The organism is Streptomyces vastus (assembly GCF_039532825.1).
GTDB classification, from domain to species: Bacteria; Actinomycetota; Actinomycetes; order Streptomycetales; family Streptomycetaceae; genus Streptomyces; species Streptomyces vastus.
Genome location: NZ_BAAASJ010000119.1, coordinates 1 through 21,314 on the forward strand (window position 1 = coordinate 1; position 21,314 = coordinate 21,314).

Here is a 21,314-nt window from a genome sequence, read left to right on the forward strand (position 1 = left end):
CCGGCTGCTCCGGCCGCCCCCGCGGCACCCGCTGCCCCGGCCGCTCCGGTTCAGCCCGCCGCTCCGGCCCCCGCGCCGGCCGCGCCCGCTCCCGTCACTCCGGCTCCGGCGGCTCCGGCCGCCGCGCAGCCCACCGACGAGGGCGCGTACGTGACTCCGCTGGTGCGCAAGCTCGCCGCCGAGAACGGCGTCGACCTGGCCACCGTCAAGGGCACCGGCGTCGGCGGCCGTATCCGCAAGCAGGACGTCATCGCCGCCGCCGAGGCCGCGAAGGCCGCAGCCGCCGCTCCGGCTCCCGCCGCTGTGACTGCCGGGGGCCCTGCCGCCACCGCCGCGAAGAAGGCCCCGGTTCTCGAGGCCTCCCCACTGCGTGGCCAGACCATCAAGATGCCGCGGATCCGCAAGGTCATCGGCGACAACATGGTCAAGGCCCTGCACGAGCAGGCCCAGCTGTCCTCGGTCGTCGAGGTCGACGTCACCCGGCTGATGAAGCTGCGCGGCCGGGCCAAGGACGCGTTCGCGGCGCGCGAGGGCGTCAAGCTCTCCCCGATGCCGTTCTTCGTGAAGGCCGCGGCCCAGGCGCTGAAGGCCCACGCGCCCGTCAACGCCCGGATCAACGTCGAAGAGGGCACGATCACCTACTTCGACACCGAGAACATCGGTATCGCGGTGGACTCGGAGAAGGGCCTGATGACCCCGGTCATCAAGGGCGCCGGCAACCTGAACCTCGCCGGTATCGCCAAGGCCACCGCCGACCTGGCGGGCAAGGTCCGGGCCAACAAGATCACTCCGGACGAGCTGTCCGGCGCGACCTTCACCATCAGCAACACCGGTTCGCGCGGCGCGCTGTTCGACACGATCATCGTGCCGCCGGGTCAGGTCGCGATCCTGGGCATCGGTGCCACGGTCAAGCGTCCGGCGGTCATCGAGACCGACGAGGGCGCCGTCATCGGCGTACGCGACATGACGTACCTGACGCTCTCCTACGACCACCGCCTGGTGGACGGCGCCGACGCCGCCCGCTACCTGACGGCGGTCAAGGCGATCCTGGAGGCCGGCGAGTTCGAGGTCGAGCTCGGCCTGTAACCCGGTTCGTACATACGCGCCCTCGTCCTCTTCGGAGGACGGGGGCGTCGTCGTATCCGCACGGGGTATCCGTACGGTCACTCGCACGGCTCTTTGCGTCGGGCGGCCCCCTGGCACCATGTAAGGCTTGTCTCACCTGCGCTGAAGCACGCCCTCGCGCCCCTCTCGGACGGGAAACCGGCCTTATTGTCTAGACGTCAACGCCCCGGGGCTCTCGTACGCCCCCTTCAAAGGAGCCCCTCATGACCGCGCCCGTCGTCCACTCGCTGCGCGAACAGATCCGCGAGCACATCGTGGACGGCATCGTGAGCGGGCGCTGGAAGCCGGGCGAGCGGATCGTGGAGCGGCGGATCGCCGTGGAGCTGGAGGTCAGCCAGACGCCCGTACGGGAGGCCCTGCGGGAACTGGAGGCGCTGCGGCTGATCGAGTCGGCGCCGAACAAGGGCGTGCGGGTCAGGAGCCTGACGGCGGCGGACCTGGAGGAGATCTATCCGGTACGGGCCGGTCTGGAGCAGATAGCCGCCGAGCTGGCGGCGCAGCGGCTGGCCGAGGACACCTCGGCGCTGGAGCCCGAGGTCGCGGCGCTGTACGAGGCGGACCGCGCGGCCGACGGCGAGGCCCAGGTGCGGCACACCGTGGCCTTCCACCGCGAGATAGTGCGGGCGGCCGGGAACAGCGTGCTGCTGCACACCTGGGAGGGGCTGGGCATCGAGGTGTTCACGGCCTTGTCGATTCGCTGGCTCGGCACCCGGCAGCAGTCGTACGCGGAGGAGCACGAGGCGCTGGTCGCGGCATTCAAGCGGCGGGATCCCGACATCGGCCGGCTGGTGAAGGAGCATGTGCTGGGCTGCGCTCCACGCGCTGACGCGTAAGCGCTCCGCTGGGGGTGCAGTGATTCGGCTGCGGCACCGTCGTGGCTGGTCGCGCCCCGCGGCGGAGCCGCACGCTAATACAGCCCCGCGCCCCTGAGAGGCCTGCCGCCTCCCTCGGGGCGCCGCACTGCAACCGGACACCCCTCAGCCCGCCCGGCTCCCCTCCTCCCCTGGGCCCATCCGGCGGCACGCCCAGGGCGCAAGGCACCCATGCGTGCACATACTGGTGTAAGTCGTGTCGTCCTCCGGGGCGCCGCCCACGCCCGTAGCCGGCCGATGGTGGAGTCCGCATGATCCTGCCAGTGCTCGCCAAGTCCGCGCGCCTGCCTTCGGCCATGTACTCCACGGTCCGCTCCGGCGCGGGGCTGCTGACCACCGTACCGACGGCGCTGCTGCGGTCCATGACCTCTGCGCCCCGGCGCTGGCGGACCCCCGGAGGCGTGCAGATCGAGGTCCGGCGCCTGGGGCGGCCCGGCACGGCAGCCGCGGCACGTGAGGTGGAGGCCGCGCTGCGGCGGGTTCCGGGGGTGAGCCGTGCCGAGGTGAACGGCACGCTGGGCTGCGTGTACGTCGGCTGTGGGCCGGCGACCGACCTGGAGCGTGTCACCGGACTCGTCGCCACCGCGGACGCCGCCGCCCAGGAGGCGAAGGGTGCGGACGCCGGGCCGGAGCGGAGCCAGGTCGGCTTCCCGGGTGATCCGGGCGCCGCGGTCGGGGCGGCCGTCCGGCTCGGCGCGGGTTTGGTGGCGGTGGGTGTGGCGACGGTGGGCGACAGGCTCCGGTTGCAGGGCCTGCCGCCGGTGGTGATGTCGGCGTTCCAGCTCGTGGAGTCCGCGCCGCCGCTGCGCGACGGCATCGCCCGCCGGATCGGCGAGAAGGCCACAGAGCGCGGCTTCGCCATGACGAACCTGCTGCTGACGACGCTGACGTTCCGGCCGCTGGGCGCCGCGGTGGCCGCCACCATGGCCGCAGCCCGGTACGTGGAGGTGCAGGCCCGGCGCAGGGCGTGGGTGGACTGGGCGAGCAGGCTGGCCGTGCACGAGGGGACGTACCGGCATGACGCGGTGCCGGGGTATGAGCGGCCGGCCAAGCTGCCGCCGGGGCCGGGTGACCGGTACGCGAACGTGGCGGCTCCGGTGTCCCTGGCTGCGTACGGGCTGACGGCGATCCGTGCACTCAGCCATGACCGGGGCCTGGCGCTGCTGATCGCGGGGACGCCGCGGGGCCCGCGGTTCGGCCGGGAGGCGTTCGCGTCCTCGGTGGCCCGCGCGGTCTCCGACCGCGGGGCCCTCGCGCTGCGGCCGGAAACGCTGCGCCGCCTGGACCGGATCGACACGGTGGTCCTCGACGCCCGGGTGCTGGCAACCGGCGGCTGGACGGTCGAGGGCGTGGCGCCCCTGAACGGCGGCCCGCAGAGCGCTGCCGAGCAGGCGCAGGAGCAACCGGACGGTCCGGACGACGACGAACTGCACGCGCGGATCCACGAGTTGATGGAGCCGGATGGTCCTCCGAGGCGCGCCCGGCCGCCCGGTGCCGGCCCCTTGACGCCACAGCGGCGGCAGGGGGACTGGGAGCTGCGCCCGTTCACCGGCGTGGACGCCGCCCCGGCCGCCGACGTACCCGCGGAGCCTGCCGCGCTCGCCCGGCAGTGGGCCGAGGAGGGTGCGCGGGTCGTGCTCGTCCTGCGGGAGGGCAGGCCGGTGGCCGTGGCCGCCTTGGCTCCCCAACTGCATCCGCTCGCCCACCATTTGGTGCGCGCGGCGCGGGAGTGCGGCCGGGTGCGGCTGGTGGGCGGCCCGCCGGGGCTGCACCGCCGGTTCGGACTGCGCGAGGCCGCGCGTACAGGGCACCGGCGTACGGCCGCCCTGGTCCGCTCCCTCCAGTCGCAGGGCCACGGTGTCGCCGTGGTCTCGGCACGGACCCGGCGCGCCCTCGTCCGCGCGGATCTGGGCATCGGGGTGATCACCGGTGGGCGGCACGTGCCGTGGGACGCCGATGTGGCCGCCCCGCCCGATGTCGTCCACCTGCTGCTGACGGCCCTGCCGGAGGCCCGGCGGATCAGCCGGCTGTGCACCCGGCTTGAGGCTGCCGGCGCCGTGGCGGGTTCGGGTCTCGCTCTGCTGGTGCCCCGGCCGCGGGCCTGGGCGCGGGCCCGCCTGGTGACCGACGCGGTGACCATCGCCGGGATCGCGACGGGCTTCTGGGCGGGCTGGCGGCTGCACGGGCGTCCGACGCCGACGGCGGCCGAGCGTACGCCCTGGCATGCCATGGCGGTACGTCAGGTGATGACCCGGCTCGGCACCTCGTCCCGGGGCCTGGACGAGGCCGAGGCGGCGCGGCGCCGGCAGTTCGCGGGCCGTGACCGGCACGACGGGGCCGTCACCCTGGTCGGCAGGGTCGCCGAGGAGCTGGCCAATCCGCTCACGCCCATCCTGGCGATCGGCGGCGGCATCTCGGCCGCGCTCGGCTCCGTGCTGGACGCCGTGCTCATCGGCGGCGTACTCGGCGTCGACGCGCTGGTCGGCGGGGTGCAGCGGCAGCAGGCGGACCAGGCCGCGGAACGGCTGGTCGAGGCCACCTCGGCGCGGGTGAAGGTACGTCGGCCCGGCCGGAGCGAGGCGGTGGAAGCGGCCGGTGAGCACCTGGTGCGCGGCGATGTGATCGAGCTGCGGGCAGGCGACGCGGTCCCGGCGGACTGCCGGGTGGTGCGGGCGCAGGGCCTGGAGGTCGACGAGTCCAGTCTCACCGGCGAGTCGCTGCCCGTCGTGAAGAGCGCCGCGCCGACCGCGGCCCGGGCTGTCGCGGACCGTACGTCCATGCTCTACCAGGGGACGACGGTGGCGGCCGGCGAGGCGCTGGCCGCGGTCGTCGCCGTCGGTACGGCCACCGAGGCGGGCAGCGCTGCTGAGGCGGGCCCCGAGGGCGGGCCACCGGAGAGCGGTGTGGAGCGGCGTCTGAAGGGGCTGGGCCGCTGGTTCCTGCCGCTGTCCGTCGCCGCGGGCGTCGTCCTCTTCGCCGTCGACGTGTTGCGCAGGCGGCCTCTGGGCGCCGCCCTGGGTTCCGCGGTCAGCTTGTGCGTGGCGGCCGTGCCCGAGGGGCTGCCGTTCGTCGCCACGGTCGCGGAACTGGCCGCGGCCCGTCGGCTGTCCACCCGCGACACCCTCGTACGCAGCGCCTCCACCATCGAGGCACTGGGGCGCACCGATGTGCTGTGCTTCGACAAGACGGGCACGCTCACCGAGGGCCGGATCAGTCTCCAGCAGGTCTCCGACGCCCTGGAGGAGCGTCCGCCCGACCGGCTCACCCCGCCGCTTCGCCGGATCGTCGCCACGGCCGCCCTGGCGGGCCCACCGGGGCAGGCGGCGACGCTCGCCCACCCCACCGACCGTGCCATCGCGGCCGGCGCCGAACTGCTCGGTACTCCTCCTGCCCGGGCCGCCGGGCTCGGCGCGGACTTCTGGGAGGGCCTGGCGGAGCTGCCGTTCGAGCCGGGGCGCGGTTACCACGCCGTGCTGGGGCGCTCCGATTCCGAGGCGCGGATCGTCGTCAAGGGCGCACCCGAGGTCGTACTGGCCCGCTGTGTCAGCGTCCGCCGGGACGACTCCCCCGAGCCCTTCGACGACCGGGTGCGGGAGGAGATCGAAGCGGAGACCGACCGGCTGGCCCGGCGCGGTCTGCGGGTCCTCGCGGTCGCCGAACGCGTGCTGCCCACAGGTGCGGGTGCCCCCGAGTCGCCGGAGTCGCTCGATGACGAGGACGTCGGCGAGCTGAGTCTGCTGGGTCTGCTCGGCCTTGCGGACCCGGTGCGGTCCACAGCGGCCGAGAGCGTGGACCGGCTGTCCCGGGCAGGGGTACGTATCGTCATGCTCACCGGCGATCATCCCAGCACCGCCGCCGCGATCGCCCGGGAGCTGCGGCCCGAGGAGGAGCCACGGCTGATGACCGGGGCGGAGCTGGACTCCATGGACGACGCGGCGCTCGCCAGGACGCTGCCGGAGATCACGGTGTTCGCCCGGGTCACCCCGGGGCACAAGGTCCGCATCGTCACCGCGCTGCGCGCGGCCGGCCGGATCGTCGCCGTCACCGGCGACGGCGCCAATGACGCGCCCGCCATCAGGATCGCCGACGTCGGCATCGCGCTGGGCTCCCGGGCCACTCCGGCGGCCCGTGCCGCCGCCGACGTGGTGGTCACCGACGACCGCATCGAGACCATCGTCGACGCCTTCGTCGAGGGCCGGGCCATGTGGGCCTCGGTGCGCAAGGCACTGGGCATCCTGCTCGGCGGCAACCTGGGGGAGATCGCTTTCGTCCTGGCGACCACCCTGCTCACCGGACGCAGCGCGCTGAACGCGCGGCAGCTCCTGCTGGTCAACCTGCTCACCGACATGCTGCCCGCCATGGCCATCGCCGCCCGCCCGCCCGCCGGCCAGACCGACCGGCTGCTCGCGGAGGGCCCGGAGGTCTCCCTCGGCAAGGCCCTGATCCAGCACATCCGGCTGCGGGCCGCCGTCACCACCGCGGCGGCCGCCGTCGCCTGGATCGCCGCCCGCGCGACCGGCACCCGGGCGCACGCCGACACGGTCTCCCTGGTCGCCCTGGTGGGATCCCAGTTGCTCCAGACGCTGCAGGACGCGGGCCGCGATCCGGTGGTCGCCGCGGCCGTGGTGGGGTCCTTGGTCGTGCTGGGCGTGGTGGTGAGCGTGCCCGGGCTCAGCCACTTCTTCGGCAGCCGGCCCGTGGGCCCCGTGGGCTGGACGATCGCGGTGGCGTCGGCGGTGGGCTCGGTACTGGTCCCCGCCGTGGTGCAGGGCGGTGCCGGTGCCGTCACGCGGATGGGGCGGCCGGCTGGCGGCAGGGCTTGACCTGACCTGACCCGCAAGGGGATATTCACGCGCAGGTCACCTTGGGGCAGCCCGCCGGATGGCGTCGGGGCGCACAAAGGAACCGTAACCCCGCACGTCCACATGAAAGGCGGCTCGCCGTGCCGCACATCCTCAGCACGATCCTGACGCAGGTGGCGATCGCCCTGATCGAGGCCGTTCTGGTACGCCTGATCATGCAGCTCTGGAAGTCGTTCGCCGCGAGCGGGCGTCCGGTGGCCGCCGCTGCCTGACCCCCGCGTGGATCTGAACCTCCTGCTCCCCTGGGCAAGTTTGTCCGTTTGAGGGGTTTATCAGCCCGTATGCATGGAAGGCGATCCCGGGAGACCGTCGACTCACGCTTTCCAGCAAGGGAGGGCGGAGATGATTCCCCCACACGTCGAGCCAGAGTCCCAGGCACAGCCCCAGAAGGAACAGCAACCGGCCCAGCCGCAGGCCGAGGAGACCCGCGCACAAGAAGCGCAGGACCAGGAAAAGCGGCCCCTCGGCGGCAAGGTGGTGCACCTCCACACCGCGCACGCCAACGTCCCCATCCCGTACGTAACTCCGGGCGACGCCTTCTCCAAGCTCCGGCTCCCCAACATCCGTACGGCCACCTCCGCAGCCACGTCCGTGGCCACCACCGCGACGTCCGCGGCCACTTCACTGCTCCCCTCCCCCCGCAAGCTGGCCTTCTACGGCGTCCTCGGCGGCATGACCGCGGCCGGGGCCATCGGCTGGCCGGTGGCGGTAGCGGTCGGCGCCGCCACCGAAGTGGTCACCCGGGAGCAGGCCGCACGCCAACGCGAGGAACACGAACGCATCGAGCGGGAACGCACCGAACGCGAGGAGCGCAGGCAGACTTCCTCCGCCGCAGATCAGCCGGAGGCCGAGAGGCAGGAGGCCGAGAGGCAGACGGCGACCTGATGACGCTGACGTGCCCCGCGCCCCTTGAGGGGCGCGGGGCTGTATCAATTCGCGGCTCCGCCGCGTGAGGCACGACCAGCCACAACGGACCGGCAGCCTCGAACCGCCCTCCAACTGAGCCCTTCCGGGCTCGCGCTCAGCTGAGCAGGGAAAACGCGGCACCCGGTGCCTCAACCGGCGGCACCGCATGCCAATTTCTCGACATCGGCAGATTTAGGGCTTCAACCCTTTGATCGATCATCGATCAGGGAGTTACAGTCGCCGACGGGCTGCCACACAGCCCGCCGCCCTGTCCTGCCAAAGACAAAGGGCACATCCCAACCCCTTACCGCTGAGGGAGACCGTCGAAGGAACCCCCTTCACGTGCCCCTCCGTATCCGGAAGGCGGCGCAATGACCGACCCCACCGCTATCCAGCCGAGCGAGCTCGACCAGCTCCCGGACCGCGACCCCGAGGAGACCGCCGAGTGGCGGGCCTCTCTGGACGCCGTCACCAAGGCGGCCGGGCCGCACCGCGCCGCATATCTGATGCGCCGCACACTGGAGCGCGCGGAGGCGGGCGGTCTCGCGCTGCCCAAGCTCCTTGAGACCGACTACGTCAACACCATCCCCACCGCCGCCGAGCCCGCCGTGGACGGCGACGAGGCGATGGAGGCCCGGATCACCGCGTGGAACCGCTGGAACGCGGCCGCGATGGTGACCCGGGGTTCGAAACACGGCGTCGGCGGCCACATCGCCACCTTCGCCTCCGCGGCCTGGCTCTACGAGACGGGCTTCAACCACTTCTTCAGGGGCAAGGAGGGCGACGGCTCGGGCGACCAGCTCTACATCCAGGGCCACGCCTCCCCCGGCATCTACGCCCGTGCCTTCCTCGACGGCCGCCTGAACGAGACGCACCTCGACAACTTCCGCCAGGAGGCGGGCGGCAACGGCCTCCCCTCCTACCCGCACCCGCGCCGCCTCCCCTGGCTGTGGGAGTTCCCGACGGTCTCGATGGGCCTCGGCCCGCTCTCCGCCATCTACCAGGCGCGCTTCAACCGCTACCTCACCAGCCGCGGCATCAAGGACGTCTCGCAGTCCCACGTATGGGCGTTCCTCGGCGACGGCGAGATGGACGAGCCCGAGTCGACCGCGGCACTCGCGCTCGCCTCCCGCGAGGGCCTCGACAACCTCACCTTCGTCATCAACTGCAACCTCCAGCGCCTCGACGGCCCGGTCCGCGCGAACTTCAAGATCGTGCAGGAGCTGGAGGCCCAGTTCCGCGGCGCGGGCTGGAACGTCATCAAGTCCCTGTGGGGCAGCGCCTGGGACGAGCTGTTCCAGCTCGACACCACGGGCGCACTCGTACGCCGCCTCCGCGAGGTACCGGACGCGCAGGTGCAGACGTACCAGACCCGCGACGCCGCCTACATCCGCCAGGACTTCTTCGGCGCCGACCCGGCGCTCGCCGAGATGGCGAAGCTGCTGAGCGACGACAAGATCCTCGAGTGCTTCCACCTGTCCCGCGGTGGTCATGAGGCGCGCAAGGTGTACGCCGCGTACAAGGCGGCGGTCGAGCACAAGGGCACGCCGACCGTCATCCTCGCTCAGACGGTGAAGGGCTTCACGCTCGGGCAGGGTTTCGCGTCCAAGAACGCCAACCACCAGATGAAGAAGCTGACGACGGACGAGTTCAAGCAGATGCGCGACCTGCTCGAACTGCCCATCTCCGACGCGCAGTTCGTGGACGGGGTCGTCCCGTACGGCCACCCCGGCACCGACTCCCCCGAGGTCCGCTACCTCCAGGAGCGCCGCGCGGCCCTCGGCGGCCCGGCCCCCGCCCGCCGTACGCACGCGCTGGCACCCCTCCCGGCACCCGCCGACAAGACCTTCGCGTCGTTCGACAAGGGCTCCGGCTCACAGAACGTGGCGACGACCATGGCCTTCGTACGCCTGGTCAAGGACCTGGTCCGCGACAAGCAGTCCGGTAAGCGCTGGGTGCCGATCGTCCCCGACGAGGCGCGCACCTTCGGCATGGAGAGCCTCTTCCCCTCCCTCGGCATCTACTCGCCGAAGGGGCAGACGTACGAGCCGGTCGACCGCGACCAGCTGATGTACTACAAGGAGGCCAAGGACGGCCAGATCCTCAACGAGGGGATCACCGAGGCCGGTTCGATGGCCGACTTCATCGCCGCGTCCACCGCATACTCCACGCACGGCGAAGCGATGATCCCGTTCTACATCTTCTACTCGATGTTCGGCTGGCAGCGCACGGCCGACCAGATGTGGCAGCTCGGCGACCAGCTCGGCCGTGGCTTCCTGATCGGCGCGACGGCCGGCCGTACGACGCTGACGGGCGAGGGCCTGCAGCACGCGGACGGCCACTCGCCGGTGATCGCGGCGACGAACCCGGCGGCGCTGACGTACGACCCGGCGTTCGCGTACGAGGTGGCGGCGATCGTACGGGACGGTCTGCGCCGCATGTACGGCGAGGCGGCTCCCGGCGAGGACCCGAACGTCTTCTACTACCTCACCGTCTACAACGAGCCCCTGCCCCAGCCCGCGAAGCCCGCCGCCCCCGGCGTGGACGAGGGCATCATCAAGGGCCTCTACCGCTTCAACACGGCCGAGTCGACGGGGCTGGACGTGGCCGCCAACGCGCCGCGCATCCAACTGCTGGGCTCCGGCACGGCGATCCACTGGACGCTCCGGGCCCAGAAGCTGCTTGCGGAGGAGTGGGGCGTGGCTTCGGATGTGTGGTCGGCGACGTCGTGGACTGAGCTGCGGCGGGACGCCCTGGAGGCGGACGCGGCGCTGCTGCGGGGTGAGGAGCGGGTGCCGTACGTCCGTCAGGTGCTGCACGGCGCCGAGGGTCCGGTCCTCGCGGTCTCGGACTACATGCGCCAGGTTCCGGACCAGATCGCGCAGTGGGTGGAACAGGACTACTCCTCACTCGGCGCGGACGGCTTCGGTCTGTCCGACACCCGCGAGGCGGCTCGCCGCCACTTCGGGGTCGACGCCGAGTCGATCGTGGTCGCGGCCCTGGCCCAGCTTGCCCGCCGGGGGGAGGTCAAGGCTTCGGCCGTGAAGGAGGCCAGGGAGCGGTACGGCCTGTAGAGGCCGGGGGTGTCTCGCCCCCGCCGCCCCTACCCGTCCCATCCCGGGGCCCGCCCCGGACCCCGCTGGGGGCTACGCCCCCAGACCCCCTTCGGGGCTCCGCCCCGGACCCCATTCGGGGGCCAGCCCCCGGACCCCCGGTCCTCAAACGCCGGACGGGCTGATTTGTTGCCGGACGGGCTGATTCGTTGCCGGTGCTGATTTGCCCCCGGCCGGGCTGGCTTTCGCGGCCGGGCTGGCTTTCGCGGGCGGGGCTGGCTTTCGCGGGCGGGGCTGGCTTTCACAGCCGGGCTAGTTTTCGCGGCCGGGCTGGTTTTCGCGGCCGGGCTGGTTTTCGCGGGCGGGGCTGGTTTTCGCCGCGGGGCTGAGTCTTTGCAGCCGAGGCCGGCATCGATCAGCCCGTCCGGCGATTGAGGACGAGGCCGTTCAGGCCGAAGGGGGGTCTGGGGGCGCAGCCCCCAGCAGGGGTCCAGGGACGCGGAGCCCCTTGGCGGGGACTGGGGCCGGCCCCAGGATGGGACGGGTAGGGGCGGCGGGGGCGACACCCATCACCACACCACCCGGCATCATGAAGCCATGCGCGCTGCCCGCCTCATCAAGATGGTGCTGCTCCTCCAGTCCCGCCCCTCCATGACCGCCGCCGAACTCGCCCACGAGCTGGAGGTCTCCGAGCGGACCATCACGAGGGACGCGCAGGCGCTGTCGGAGGCCGGTGTGCCGGTGTACGCCGACCGGGGGCGGACCGGTGGGTATCGGCTCATCGGTGGGTACCGGACGCGGCTCACCGGGCTTGCGCGGAGTGAGGCCGAGGCGTTGTTTCTGAGCGGGGTGCCGGGGGCGCTGCGCGAGATGGGGCTCGAGGATGCCGCCTCGGCTGCGCGGCTGAAGGTGTCGGCGGCGTTGCTGCCCTCCCTGCGCGACGCCCCCCACAGCGCGGCGCAACGGTTTCATCTGGACGCGCCCGCCTGGTTCACCGAGCCCAAGACGCCCGAGCTGCTGCCCCTCGTCGCGGAGGCGGTGTGGGACGACCGCCGGATCACCGCCCGTTACCGGCGGCAGGAGGCCGAGGTGGAGCGGGAGTTGGAGCCGTACGGGCTCGTGCTGAAGGCGGGCGTCTGGTACGTGTGCGCCCGCGTTCCGAACCCGGGCTCCTTCCGCGTCTACCGCATCGACCGGTTCACGGCGGTCGAGAGCGGCGACGAGCGCTTCGTACGCGATGAGGCATTCGATCTGCCCGGCTTCTGGGCGGAACGCGCGGTGCAGTTCGCGCGGTCCATCCTGCGGGCGACGGTGGTGATCCGGCTGTCGGAGGCGGGCAGCCGGCAGCTGCGGTACGCCGTCGATCCGCTCTCCGCACAGGAGGCGCTGGCCCAGGCGGGGCCGCCCGACGGCGAGGGCCGGGTGACGCTCACGCTGCCCGTCGAGTCGCACGACGTGGCGTACACCCAACTCCTCGCCCTCGGACCGGAGGTGGAGGTCCTTCAGCCGTCCGGACTGCGGCAGCGCTTCGCGCAGGCGGCGGCCCGGACGGCGGCGTACTACGACGCGCAGGTCACCGATAGCCCGTGACGTCCGCGGACGCGCTCGCCTGATCGACCTCGGCGATATAGCGCCAGGCGTCGGGCGCGGACCCGTCGGCGTCCGTGAAGCCGTACTCCCGGGCCAGGCCTCCGCTGGAGAGCGACTGCCCGTTCCAGCGCGCCACATCGGGATCGGCGGCGAGCGCGGCCAGAGCCCGTCCGATGTACGTGGGCGACTCGGAGATCGCGAAGTGCGGAGCCTGCTCGCAGGCGTCCCGCCAGTTCTCCTCGGTGACGTGGAAGGCGCTGTCGAGCATCGCCTCGGAGCGCAGCCAGCCCGGCGTGAGACAGACGGCCGTACAGCCGAACTCCTTCAGCTCCTCGCCGAGGCCGTACGCCATGCGGATCGGGGTCGTCTTGGCGAGGTCGTAGAAGAACGGCTTGCGGTAGGTGGTGCGGTTGTACTCCTCGGTGCCGTCGGTTACTTCGACGAGCAGACCGCCGGGGTTGCGGACCAGGAGCGGCAAGGCGCAGTGGCTGGTGACGATGTGCGACTCGATGCCGAGGCGCATGACCCGCAGTCCCTTGTCGAGGTCCATCTCCCACAGCTTCGGCTGCTCACGCGACCCCATGTCGAGGAGGACGTCGCCGCCCCAGAGATCGTTGACGAGGAGGTCGAGACGGCCCTGCTCCCGGTCGATGCGGGCGACGAGGGCCCGTACCTGCTCCGGCTCCAGGTGGTCGGTCGGCACGGCGATGCCCCGGCCTTCGGTGCCGGCCGCCGCGTCGACCAGTTCGGCGGTCTCCTCGATGGTCTCGGTGGACCGGCCGACCTCGCTGACGTGGTCACGGGTCGTACGTCCCGTGACGTACACGGTGGCTCCGGCGCGTCCCAGTTCCACGGCCATGGCCCGCCCGGCGCCGCGCGTTGCGCCCGCGACCAGGGCGATCTTTCCCTTGAGTGCCTGTGCGTTCTCCATACGCAGAGCATCCCGCCGAAAGCCGACATCCGCTGTCCGGCTTTCCAGTCGGCTGTCCGGTGGACTGTCCGGTCGGCTGTCCGTGGCCTTTCCTTCGGCATGTGCACGCATAACGATCTGTCCGTCCCCGGGTGCGCAGGCCGGGTACAGGCCCGATGCTGGTGCACGTGATGGACGAGACGGAGTTCTGGGAGCTGGTGGACACAACCCGCGAGGCCGCCGAGGGCGACCCCGAGGAGCAGGCCGACCTGCTCGTCGAACGGCTTCTGGGGCTGGACCCGGACTCAGTGTTGGACTTCGCCCGTCACTTCGAGGCGCGCTACAACCGCGCCTACACCTGGGACCTTTGGGGCGCAGCCTGGATCCTCCTCGACGGCGCCAGCGACGACGCCTTCGACTTCTTCCGCTGCTGGCTGATCGGCCAGGGGCGCGAGGTGTACGAGCATGCCGTACACGATCCCGACCAGCTCGCCGAGCTGCTGCCCGACTTCGACGACGAGGTCGACGGAGACGGGGAGGAGCTCGGATACGCGGCGGACGAGGCGTACGAACAGCTCACCGGCGCCGTCGCCCCGGACCTCGGCATCCCGGCCGCGCCCCCGGAGCCGACGGGCACGCCGATCGACTTCGAGAACCAGAAGGTGCTGGCGGAACGTTTCCCACGGCTGTGGGAGCGGTTCGCGGACTGAGCGCTACCGGCTCTGGACGGGTACGTGCCGGGGAGCGTCCGGGGCGTACGAGCCCGTCCTCGGCGCGTTGTGCGGAGGCGCCGCGTTGGCGCGGTCGAGTGCGGACGCGGTGGCGGCGGAGGGCCCCACCACTACGGCGGCCACTACACAGGCCACGGTCCACGGGCTCCGTACGGCCCGTGCCCACAGGGACGTCCGCCGGGGCAGCTGATGCCTGTCGTGCTGGTGACTGTTCATGATCCCCACCTCCGGTCAGTGCGTGCCTCGACGCTAGAAGGCGCGGCTCTGGGTGATCGGTGAGCCGGCTGGGGCGTGGCTGTGAGCTATCGCCTGCCCTGGAGGTGGGCCGCCCGTTCCCGGATCGCGGGAAGACGGGCCGTCAGGGCCGCGCCGGGACAGGCGGTGTAGTAGCCGTCGGCGTGGCCGGCGATGGCCGCGAAGGTTCCGGGGGTGCCTGCTCGGTACCTGCTCATGCTGTTCGTGGAGACCAGGCGCACCGGGGAGCGCGGGTCGATGTCACTCAGGCCCAGCTTCCAGGCGGCGACGGCCGCGATGGCGTCGGTCATGGCCCGTGGGACCGGCACTCCGGCGGTGAAGGTGCCGATCGCGGCGATCCCCGTCGTACCGACGTTGAAGCCCTGGGTGTGCGCCCCGACGACGGGCCGGTCGATTCCTCCCGCCCGGCCCTCGTAGACGGTGCCGCAGCGGTCGACGAGGAAGTTGTAGCCGATGTCGTCCCACTGCCGGCCGCCGGCCTGCCCGACGTACATGTCCCGGATGATGCGGGGCGCGTCGGCGCAGTCGTAGTCGTTCGGCGAGTCGGTGTGGTGCACGAACACGGCCAGGACGCGGTCGGCGTACCGGGCGGGCGGGCGCGTGTAGGCGGCGCCGCCGAGCCAGCGCTCCCTGGGCACGATGGCGGGCCGTTCGGCGCGGTGCCCCGCGGGGGTCCGCGCCGTGGCGGGCCGTCCGGCACCCGTCGGCGTCCGGTCGGCACCCATGGCCCACAGGACAAGCGCGGTGACGGCCACGAGGCCGGGCAGACAGACCAGGGCCACCCGCACCGCACGCGGCAGTCGCGACAGCGGTGCACGGAAGACACGCATGAGGCCCACTCTCCGGGACACCCGTGCCGTCCGCGATGTGTGCTGTGCCACCTGGTGGAACCAACGCCCGGGCTCGGCACGTTTCTTAGGTTCCACGCACGTGTGCAGATCCCGGCTGGGGGTCCGGGGGGGGCGTCCCCCGGGAAGACACAGCAGGTTCCACGCGCGCGTGGCCGGTTTGTGGGCTCCACGCGCGCGTGCCTGATCACTGGGCTCGCGGCGCACGTACTGAGGGGCCCAAGAGAAAGGGTGCTCCGTGGACCTGCTCGACATCCTGCTGTTGCTGGTGATCCTCGTGCATGCGGCGTCCGGCTACCGGCGCGGGCTCGTGGCGGGCTGCGTGTCGCTGGCCGGCTTCGTGGGCGGCGCGGTCATCGGCGTATGGGTGCTGCCCTGGATGATGGACCTGGTGACGGCGGGCACCACGACGGCGACGCTCACGGCGGTGTTCACCGTGCTCCTGCCGGCCGTGGTCGGGCACGAGCTGGCGGGGCGCCTCGCCCTGCGGCTGCGCCGCGAGCTGGACCGGGGCCCCCTGCGTATCGCCGACGGAGTCGGCGGAGCCGTGGCCAACACCGTGGCCGTCCTGGTGGTGTCATGGGTCGCCGCGAGCGTGCTCGCCGCCTCCGCCTCTCCCGTCCTCAGCCAGGCCATCCGCGGCTCCTCGCTGCTCGGCACGGTCCAGGACGTCATGCCGGAGACGACCCCGGCGTGGTTCTCCCGCGCCACCTCGGCGCTCACGGAGGCGGGCTTCCCGCAGGTCTTCAACCCGTTCGAGAGCGAGCCGGCGACGAGCGTCGCCAAGCCCTCCGGGGACAGCGTCACGGCGGCGGCCAACCGGGCGGCGACGCGTTCCTCGGTGAAGGTCGAGGGCGTCGCGGGCGGCCAGGGCCGCGAGGGCAGCGGCTTCGTGTACGCGTCCGAGCATGTGATGACCAACGCCCACGTGGTGGCGGGCATCGACGAGCCGACCGTACGCGTGGGCGGCACGGGGCGGGCGTACGAGGCGAGGGTCGTCCTCTTCGATCCCGACAAGGACGTCGCCGTCCTCCACGTACCGGGCCTCGAGGCCCCCGTACTGCCCTTCGACAACAGCGCGACCCGCGGCGACTCGGCCGTGGTCGCGGGCTACCCGCAGGACGGCGGCCTGGACCTCCAGGCGGCCACCGTCGCGAACAAGATCCAGGCCAGGGGCCAGAACATCTACGGCTCCGACATCGTCACCCGCGAGATCTACTCCATCCGCTCCACAGTCCTGCCCGGCAACTCCGGCGGCCCCCTGCTGACCACGGACGGCAAGGTGTACGGGGTCGTCTTCGCCCGGTCCACGAGCGACGACGAGACGGGTTACGTCCTGACCGCCGACGAGGTCGCCGACGACGCGCGACAGGCGGCGAGGTCGTCGACTCCGGTGGACACGGGCGACCTGGTCACGTCCTGAGCGCCAAAAGGGGCAGGGACGGTGCCCTTACGGAGGCTCAGAGGCTGCGCCCCATCAGCACATCGTCGACGTACTTCCCGTCGAGGTAGAACTCCCCCGGCTGGACGCCCTCCACGACGAAGCCCTCCGACTCGTACAGCCTGCGGGCCGGAGTGTTGTGGCCGAGGACGCGCAGCGAGATGCGCAGGGCGCCCTGGCGGCGGGCTTCCGCGATCACCGCACGGATCAGCGCCCGGCCCACGCCGAGGCCGCGCGCCTCCTCGGCGACGGCGAGGCCCTGGATCTGCCGTACGTGTGCGTTGGAGACGAGCGGGGTGGGGAAACCGAGGCGCACATAGCCGACGAGGCGTCCGTCCAGCTCCGCGACGAGATGGTCGCGGGGCCCGTAGCGGTCACCGAAGAACGGCTCGTACGGCGGCTCTTCCCGGGGCCTGACCGCATGCAGATACGACCAGGTCGCACGGTCGAGACGGCCCAGCGCGTCCTCGTCTTCGAACAGGGCGGGGCGTATGTGCAGGACGGGCATGGAGGTCACTGTACGGCGGGCGTGCGAGCCCTCGTCCGGTGTTTCGGCACGCTTCGGCCACCCCTCGGCACGGTGCCCCGAAGGCCGTGGGCGGAGGATGGGGGCATGGAAGCTTCCCGAATCGCCGTCGCCGGGGCCTCCGGTCTCATCGGTGCGGCATTGGTGCGGTCGCTGACCGCGGACGGGCACGAGGTGGTGCGGCTGGTGCGCCGTACACCTCGGGCGAAGGACGAGGTCGAGTGGGATCCCGAGCGGCAGTACGTCGACGCGGTCGGCCTCAGCGGGTGCGACGCCGTGGTGAACCTCGCCGGGGCCGGGGTAGGTGACCAGCGCTGGACGGACGCGTACAAGCGGAAGATCCGTGACAGCCGGGTGCTCGGCACGGCGGCGCTCGCGGAGGCGGCCGCCTCCCTCTCCCCGTTGCCGCGGGTCTTTGTTAACGGCAGCGCGATCGGCTTCTACGGAGAGACGGGCGAGCGGGCCGTGGACGAGAACGCGGCGCCCGGGGACGGGTTTCTGCCCTCGCTGTGCGTGGAGTGGGAGGAGGCGGCGGCTCCGGCCGAGGAGGCGGGCGTACGGACCGTCTTCGCGCGCACCGGTCTGGTGGTGTCCGTCAAGGGCGGGGCCTGGGGGCGGCTGTTCCCGCTGTTCAAGGCGGGGCTCGGGGGGCGGCTGGGCGACGGGCGGCAGTACTGGTCGTATATCGCGCTGCACGACGAGGTGGCGGCGCTTCGGCATCTGCTCGACACGGAGTCGTTGTCGGGGCCCTTCAACCTGACGGCTCCGCAGCCGCTCACCAACCGGGAGATCACGGCGGCGATGGGCCGCGTCCTGCACCGGCCCACCCTCTTCGCGGTGCCCGCGCCCGCACTGCGGCTCGTACTCGGCGAGATGGCCGGGGACGTACTGGGCAGCCAACGGGTGCTCCCGACCCGGCTGTTGGAGTCGGGTTTCTCCTTCGCGTTCCCCGGGATCGAGGACGCGATTCGAGCGGCGGCCCGGGGCTGATTTCATCAAACAGAGATGCTCCCCGTCATGCGGATGACGGGGAGCATCGGAACAAAACAAATCAGCGCGTCTTGGGGCCGCCGCGGGGCATCCGCATCCCCTTGGGCATCGGGCCCTTCGGCATGGGGAGGTTCGACATGATGTCGCCCAGGGCGCGCAGCCGGTCGTTCGTCGCGGTGACCTGAGGCCCGCTCAGGACACGCGGCAGCTTCAGCATCGTCGTGCGGAGCTTCTTGAGCTCGACCTGGCCCTCGCCGGTCCCGACGAGGATGTCGTGCACGGGTACGTCCGCGACGATGCGCGCCATACGCTTCTTCTCGGCGGCCAGCAGGCCCTTCACCCGGTTCGGGTTGCCCTCGGCGACCAGCACGATGCCGGCCTTGCCGACGGCCCGGTGCACCACGTCCTGCTGGCGGTTCATCGCCACCGCCGGGGTCGTCGTCCAGCCGCGCTTCATGTTGTCCAGCACCGCGGCCGCCGCTCCCGGCTGTCCCTCCATCTGCCCGAAGGCGGCACGCTCCGCCCGCCGTCCGAAGACGATCGCCATCGCGAGGAAGGCGAGGAGGAAGCCGAGAATGCCGAGATAGACCGGGTGACCGATCAGGAAACCGATCGCGAGGAAGACACCGAGGGTGCCGATTCCTACTGCCGCGAGCACAAGACCGATCTTGGAGTCGGCCTTGCGAGTCATCTTGTAGGTCAGAGCGATCTGCTTGAGTCGCCCGGGGTTCGCAGCGTCCGCTGCGTTGTCCTTCCTCGCCATGCCGTGAAGTCTACGTGCCGTGGGAAGTGCCGACGACGGCGGTGCCGCGTCGCCGGGCGGTCACGGGCGAGGTGCGAACGACGCTTCCAGGACGCGCTGCGCCTCGACCCTGTCCTTGGCCCTGCGGCGGTCCTCCAGGACAGAGGTCCATGCGTTGCGGCGCGCGGTGCGCTGTCCGCTGCTCATGAGGATCGACTCGACGGCACGGAGTGCATCGGTGAAAGACGGAATCGCTGTGGCGCGTACGGGCGCGGCCTGCATAGTGGAGGTCCCCCCTCGGATGACGGCTCTGGGATGAGTCTGTACGTGGCGTGAGAACAGAGTCACTGATTGGTGTTACCAGGGCGTGACCGGGCGGTCAAACGCCAATGAAGGCTTGATGCGAGGCCCGAAAACGCCGACGCGGCCCTGACGGTGGCTCCCATCTGCGGGAACGGTCAGAACCGCGTCGTATCGGACACTACTCGCGAGTAATGTCTTGTGTGCAGATTCACACGCTTGGGTGGCACTCCGTGCCATGGCGCAGGTCGTACGAGATCTCAGACGGCTTGCGAGGCGACGTACGAGCCCCGCTTCTCCACGGCCATCTGGTACAGGCGTCCGGCACGGTACGAGGAGCGCACCAGCGGTCCGGACATCACGCCCGAGAAGCCGATCTGGTCGGCTTCCTCCTTCAGCTCCACGAACTCCTGCGGCTTGACCCAGCGCTCCACGGGGTGGTGGCGCACGGTCGGGCGCAGGTACTGCGTGATGGTGACCAGCTCGCAGCCGGCGTCGTGCAGCTGCTTGAGCGCCTCGCTGATCTCCTCGCGGGTCTCACCCATGCCGAGGATGAGGTTCGACTTGGTGACCAGGCCGTAGTCGCGGGCCTCGGTGATGACCTTCAGGGAGCGCTCGTAGCGGAAGCCGGGACGGATGCGCTTGAAGATGCGCGGGACCGTCTCGACGTTGTGCGCGAAGACCTCCGGGCGGGAGGAGAAGACCTCGGCGAGCTGGGCCGGCTCGGCGTTGAAGTCGGGAGCCAGCAGCTCGACCTTGGTGCGGCCCGCCTCGCGGTTCGCGGTCTGGGCGTGGATCTGGCGCACGGTCTCGGCGTACAGCCAGGCGCCGCCGTCCTCCAGGTCGTCGCGGGCGACGCCGGTGATCGTGGCGTAGTTGAGGTCCATCGTGACCACGGACTCGCCCACGCGCCGGGGCTCGTCGCGGTCCAGCGCTTCCGGCTTGCCCGTGTCGATCTGGCAGAAGTCGCAGCGCCTGGTGCACTGGTCGCCACCGATGAGGAAGGTGGCCTCGCGGTCCTCCCAGCACTCGTAGATGTTGGGGCAGCCCGCCTCCTGGCAGACCGTGTGCAGGCCCTCGCTCTTCACGAGGTTCTGCATCTTGGTGTACTCGGGGCCCATTTTCGCCCGGGTCTTGATCCACTCGGGCTTGCGCTCGATGGGGGTCTGGCTGTTGCGGACCTCCAGGCGCAGCATCTTGCGTCCGTCGGGGGTGACTGCGGACACGACCGGCTCCCTGTGCATTCGATTCCTCGGCGCACACCAGCGTACGCCCGTGTTTGATGGGCCCTTCCGTGAGGCCAACCTGTGGGCCCCAGGGTCCATTCCTTGCGTCAGGCGGTCGCCTTCTCGATCTCCCGCGGCTTCAGGTCCGCGTCCTCCAGTACGTCCCGCAAATGCTTCTCGGCCACGGGCAGGACCTCGGCGATCGTGACCTCGCGCCGCAGCTCGTACGCCAGTGACGTGACGCCCGCGTCACGGATGCCGCACGGGATGATCTTGTCGAAGCTGGAGGTGTCCGGGTTCACGTTCAGGGCGAAGCCGTGCATCGTGACGCCCTTGGCCACGCGGATGCCCATCGCGCAGATCTTGCGGTCCTCGCGGCGCTGACCGGCGTTCGAGGGGGCGTACTCGGGACCGTTGAGCCGCGGGTCGAACTCGTCGTCCGTGAGGCGCGGGTCGAAGTCCAGGGAGAGCCCTCCGAGGGCGGGGCGCTGTTCCACCGGGTCACCGAGCACCCACACGCCCGCGCGGCCCTCGACCCGCGAGGTCTCGAGGCCGAAGTCGGCGCATACGCGGATCATCGCGTCCTCGAGGCGGCGCAGATGGGCGACGACGTCGACGGGCCGCGGCAGCTTCTGGATCGGGTAGCCGACGAGCTGGCCGGGGCCGTGCCAGGTGATCTTGCCTCCGCGGTCCACGTCCACGACCGGGGTGCCGTCGAGAGGGCGCTCCTCGGGGGCGGTGCGCCGGCCTGCCGTGTAGACCGGCGGATGCTCCAGAAGCAGACAGGTGTCGGGGATCTCGTCCTGGAAGCGGGCGGCGTGCACGCGGCGCTGCTCGTCCCAGGCCTGCTGGTACTCGACGGAGTCCGCTCCGAAACCCATCCGGACGAACCGCAACTCACCCACGGCAAACGCCTCCCTGGAAAAACCCGTAAGGC

18 protein-coding genes are annotated in these 21,314 nt (G+C 71.6%); 10 read left to right on the forward strand and 8 right to left on the reverse strand.

From position 1 onward, the window contains the following. The 7 genes from sucB to ABD357_RS38835 form a co-directional block, all read left to right on the forward strand. Positions 1–1,086: 2-oxoglutarate dehydrogenase, E2 component, dihydrolipoamide succinyltransferase (gene sucB / locus ABD357_RS38805; protein ID WP_344396084.1), on the forward strand; the 1,086-nt coding region annotated here is incomplete at its 5' end. A gap of 242 nt (positions 1,087–1,328) precedes the next feature. After that, positions 1,329–1,958 carry a GntR family transcriptional regulator gene (locus ABD357_RS38810; protein WP_344396085.1) on the forward strand — a complete coding sequence of 210 codons (630 nt, stop codon included), beginning with the start codon at positions 1,329–1,331 and terminating at the stop codon, positions 1,956–1,958. Positions 1,959–2,248: 290 nt separating this feature from the next. Then, on the forward strand, positions 2,249–6,820 hold the full coding sequence (locus tag ABD357_RS38815; protein ID WP_344396086.1) for a cation-translocating P-type ATPase: 4,572 nt from the start codon (positions 2,249–2,251) through the stop codon (positions 6,818–6,820). A 119-nt stretch (positions 6,821–6,939) separates the two neighbouring features. Continuing rightward, positions 6,940–7,071 carry a hypothetical protein gene (locus ABD357_RS38820; RefSeq protein ID WP_344396087.1) on the forward strand — a complete coding sequence of 44 codons (132 nt, stop codon included), beginning with the start codon at positions 6,940–6,942 and terminating at the stop codon, positions 7,069–7,071. A gap of 130 nt (positions 7,072–7,201) precedes the next feature. Continuing rightward, positions 7,202–7,744 (forward strand): hypothetical protein, encoded by a 543-nt coding sequence (locus ABD357_RS38825; protein WP_344396088.1) that lies wholly within the window; start codon positions 7,202–7,204, stop codon positions 7,742–7,744. 392 nt (positions 7,745–8,136) lie between these two features. After that, the gene (gene aceE, locus ABD357_RS38830; RefSeq protein ID WP_344396089.1) at positions 8,137–10,839 is read left to right on the forward strand and encodes a pyruvate dehydrogenase (acetyl-transferring), homodimeric type; all 2,703 of its coding nucleotides are present in this window, start codon (positions 8,137–8,139) and stop codon (positions 10,837–10,839) included. Positions 10,840–11,415: 576 nt separating this feature from the next. Beyond that, positions 11,416–12,408 (forward strand): helix-turn-helix transcriptional regulator, encoded by a 993-nt coding sequence (locus ABD357_RS38835; protein ID WP_344396090.1) that lies wholly within the window; start codon positions 11,416–11,418, stop codon positions 12,406–12,408. Here the strand turns inward: ABD357_RS38835 and ABD357_RS38840 are convergent. After that, the gene (locus ABD357_RS38840) at positions 12,392–13,339 is read right to left on the reverse strand and encodes an SDR family oxidoreductase (RefSeq protein ID WP_344396091.1); all 948 of its coding nucleotides are present in this window, start codon (positions 13,337–13,339) and stop codon (positions 12,392–12,394) included. The genes ABD357_RS38835 and ABD357_RS38840 overlap by 17 nt on opposite strands. Before the next feature lie 170 nt (positions 13,340–13,509). Between ABD357_RS38840 and ABD357_RS38845 the strand changes: the two genes are divergently transcribed. After that, the gene (locus tag ABD357_RS38845; RefSeq protein ID WP_344396269.1) at positions 13,510–14,028 is read left to right on the forward strand and encodes a DUF4240 domain-containing protein; all 519 of its coding nucleotides are present in this window, start codon (positions 13,510–13,512) and stop codon (positions 14,026–14,028) included. Between the two features lie 3 nt (positions 14,029–14,031). On the opposite strand, the gene ABD357_RS38850 is transcribed toward ABD357_RS38845, so the two are convergent. Further along, on the reverse strand, positions 14,032–14,265 hold the full coding sequence (locus ABD357_RS38850; RefSeq protein WP_344396092.1) for a hypothetical protein: 234 nt from the start codon (positions 14,263–14,265) through the stop codon (positions 14,032–14,034). A gap of 86 nt (positions 14,266–14,351) precedes the next feature. Beyond that, complete coding sequence (locus ABD357_RS38855; RefSeq protein ID WP_344396093.1) at positions 14,352–15,134, reverse strand: peptidoglycan recognition protein family protein; 783 nt, start codon at positions 15,132–15,134, stop codon at positions 14,352–14,354. Positions 15,135–15,390: 256 nt separating this feature from the next. Here ABD357_RS38855 and ABD357_RS38860 point away from each other — a divergent pair, with 256 nt between their 5' ends. Next, positions 15,391–16,575: a MarP family serine protease gene (locus tag ABD357_RS38860; RefSeq protein ID WP_344396094.1), complete on the forward strand. Its 1,185-nt coding sequence runs from the start codon at positions 15,391–15,393 to the stop codon at positions 16,573–16,575. Positions 16,576–16,612: 37 nt separating this feature from the next. Here ABD357_RS38860 and ABD357_RS38865 read toward each other — a convergent pair whose 3' ends face one another. Further along, positions 16,613–17,101, reverse strand: coding sequence for a GNAT family N-acetyltransferase (locus ABD357_RS38865; RefSeq protein ID WP_344396095.1), 489 nt, complete (start codon positions 17,099–17,101; stop codon positions 16,613–16,615). Positions 17,102–17,206: 105 nt separating this feature from the next. On the opposite strand from ABD357_RS38865, the gene ABD357_RS38870 reads away from it, so the two are divergent. After that, complete coding sequence (locus tag ABD357_RS38870) at positions 17,207–18,109, forward strand: TIGR01777 family oxidoreductase (RefSeq protein WP_344396096.1); 903 nt, start codon at positions 17,207–17,209, stop codon at positions 18,107–18,109. Between the two features lie 61 nt (positions 18,110–18,170). On the opposite strand, the gene ABD357_RS38875 is transcribed toward ABD357_RS38870, so the two are convergent. The 4 genes from ABD357_RS38875 to lipB form a co-directional block, all read right to left on the reverse strand. Then, a complete protein-coding gene (locus tag ABD357_RS38875; RefSeq protein ID WP_344396097.1) occupies positions 18,171–18,872 on the reverse strand; it encodes a DUF4191 domain-containing protein in 702 nt (233 codons plus the stop codon). Between the two features lie 60 nt (positions 18,873–18,932). Beyond that, positions 18,933–19,133 carry an SCO2195 family GlnR-regulated protein gene (locus tag ABD357_RS38880; protein WP_344396098.1) on the reverse strand — a complete coding sequence of 67 codons (201 nt, stop codon included), beginning with the start codon at positions 19,131–19,133 and terminating at the stop codon, positions 18,933–18,935. Positions 19,134–19,411: 278 nt separating this feature from the next. Next, positions 19,412–20,377 (reverse strand): lipoyl synthase, encoded by a 966-nt coding sequence (lipA, locus tag ABD357_RS38885; RefSeq protein WP_344396099.1) that lies wholly within the window; start codon positions 20,375–20,377, stop codon positions 19,412–19,414. Between the two features lie 107 nt (positions 20,378–20,484). Beyond that, a complete protein-coding gene (gene lipB, locus ABD357_RS38890; RefSeq protein WP_344396100.1) occupies positions 20,485–21,282 on the reverse strand; it encodes a lipoyl(octanoyl) transferase LipB in 798 nt (265 codons plus the stop codon). Positions 21,283–21,314 lie beyond the last annotated feature (32 nt).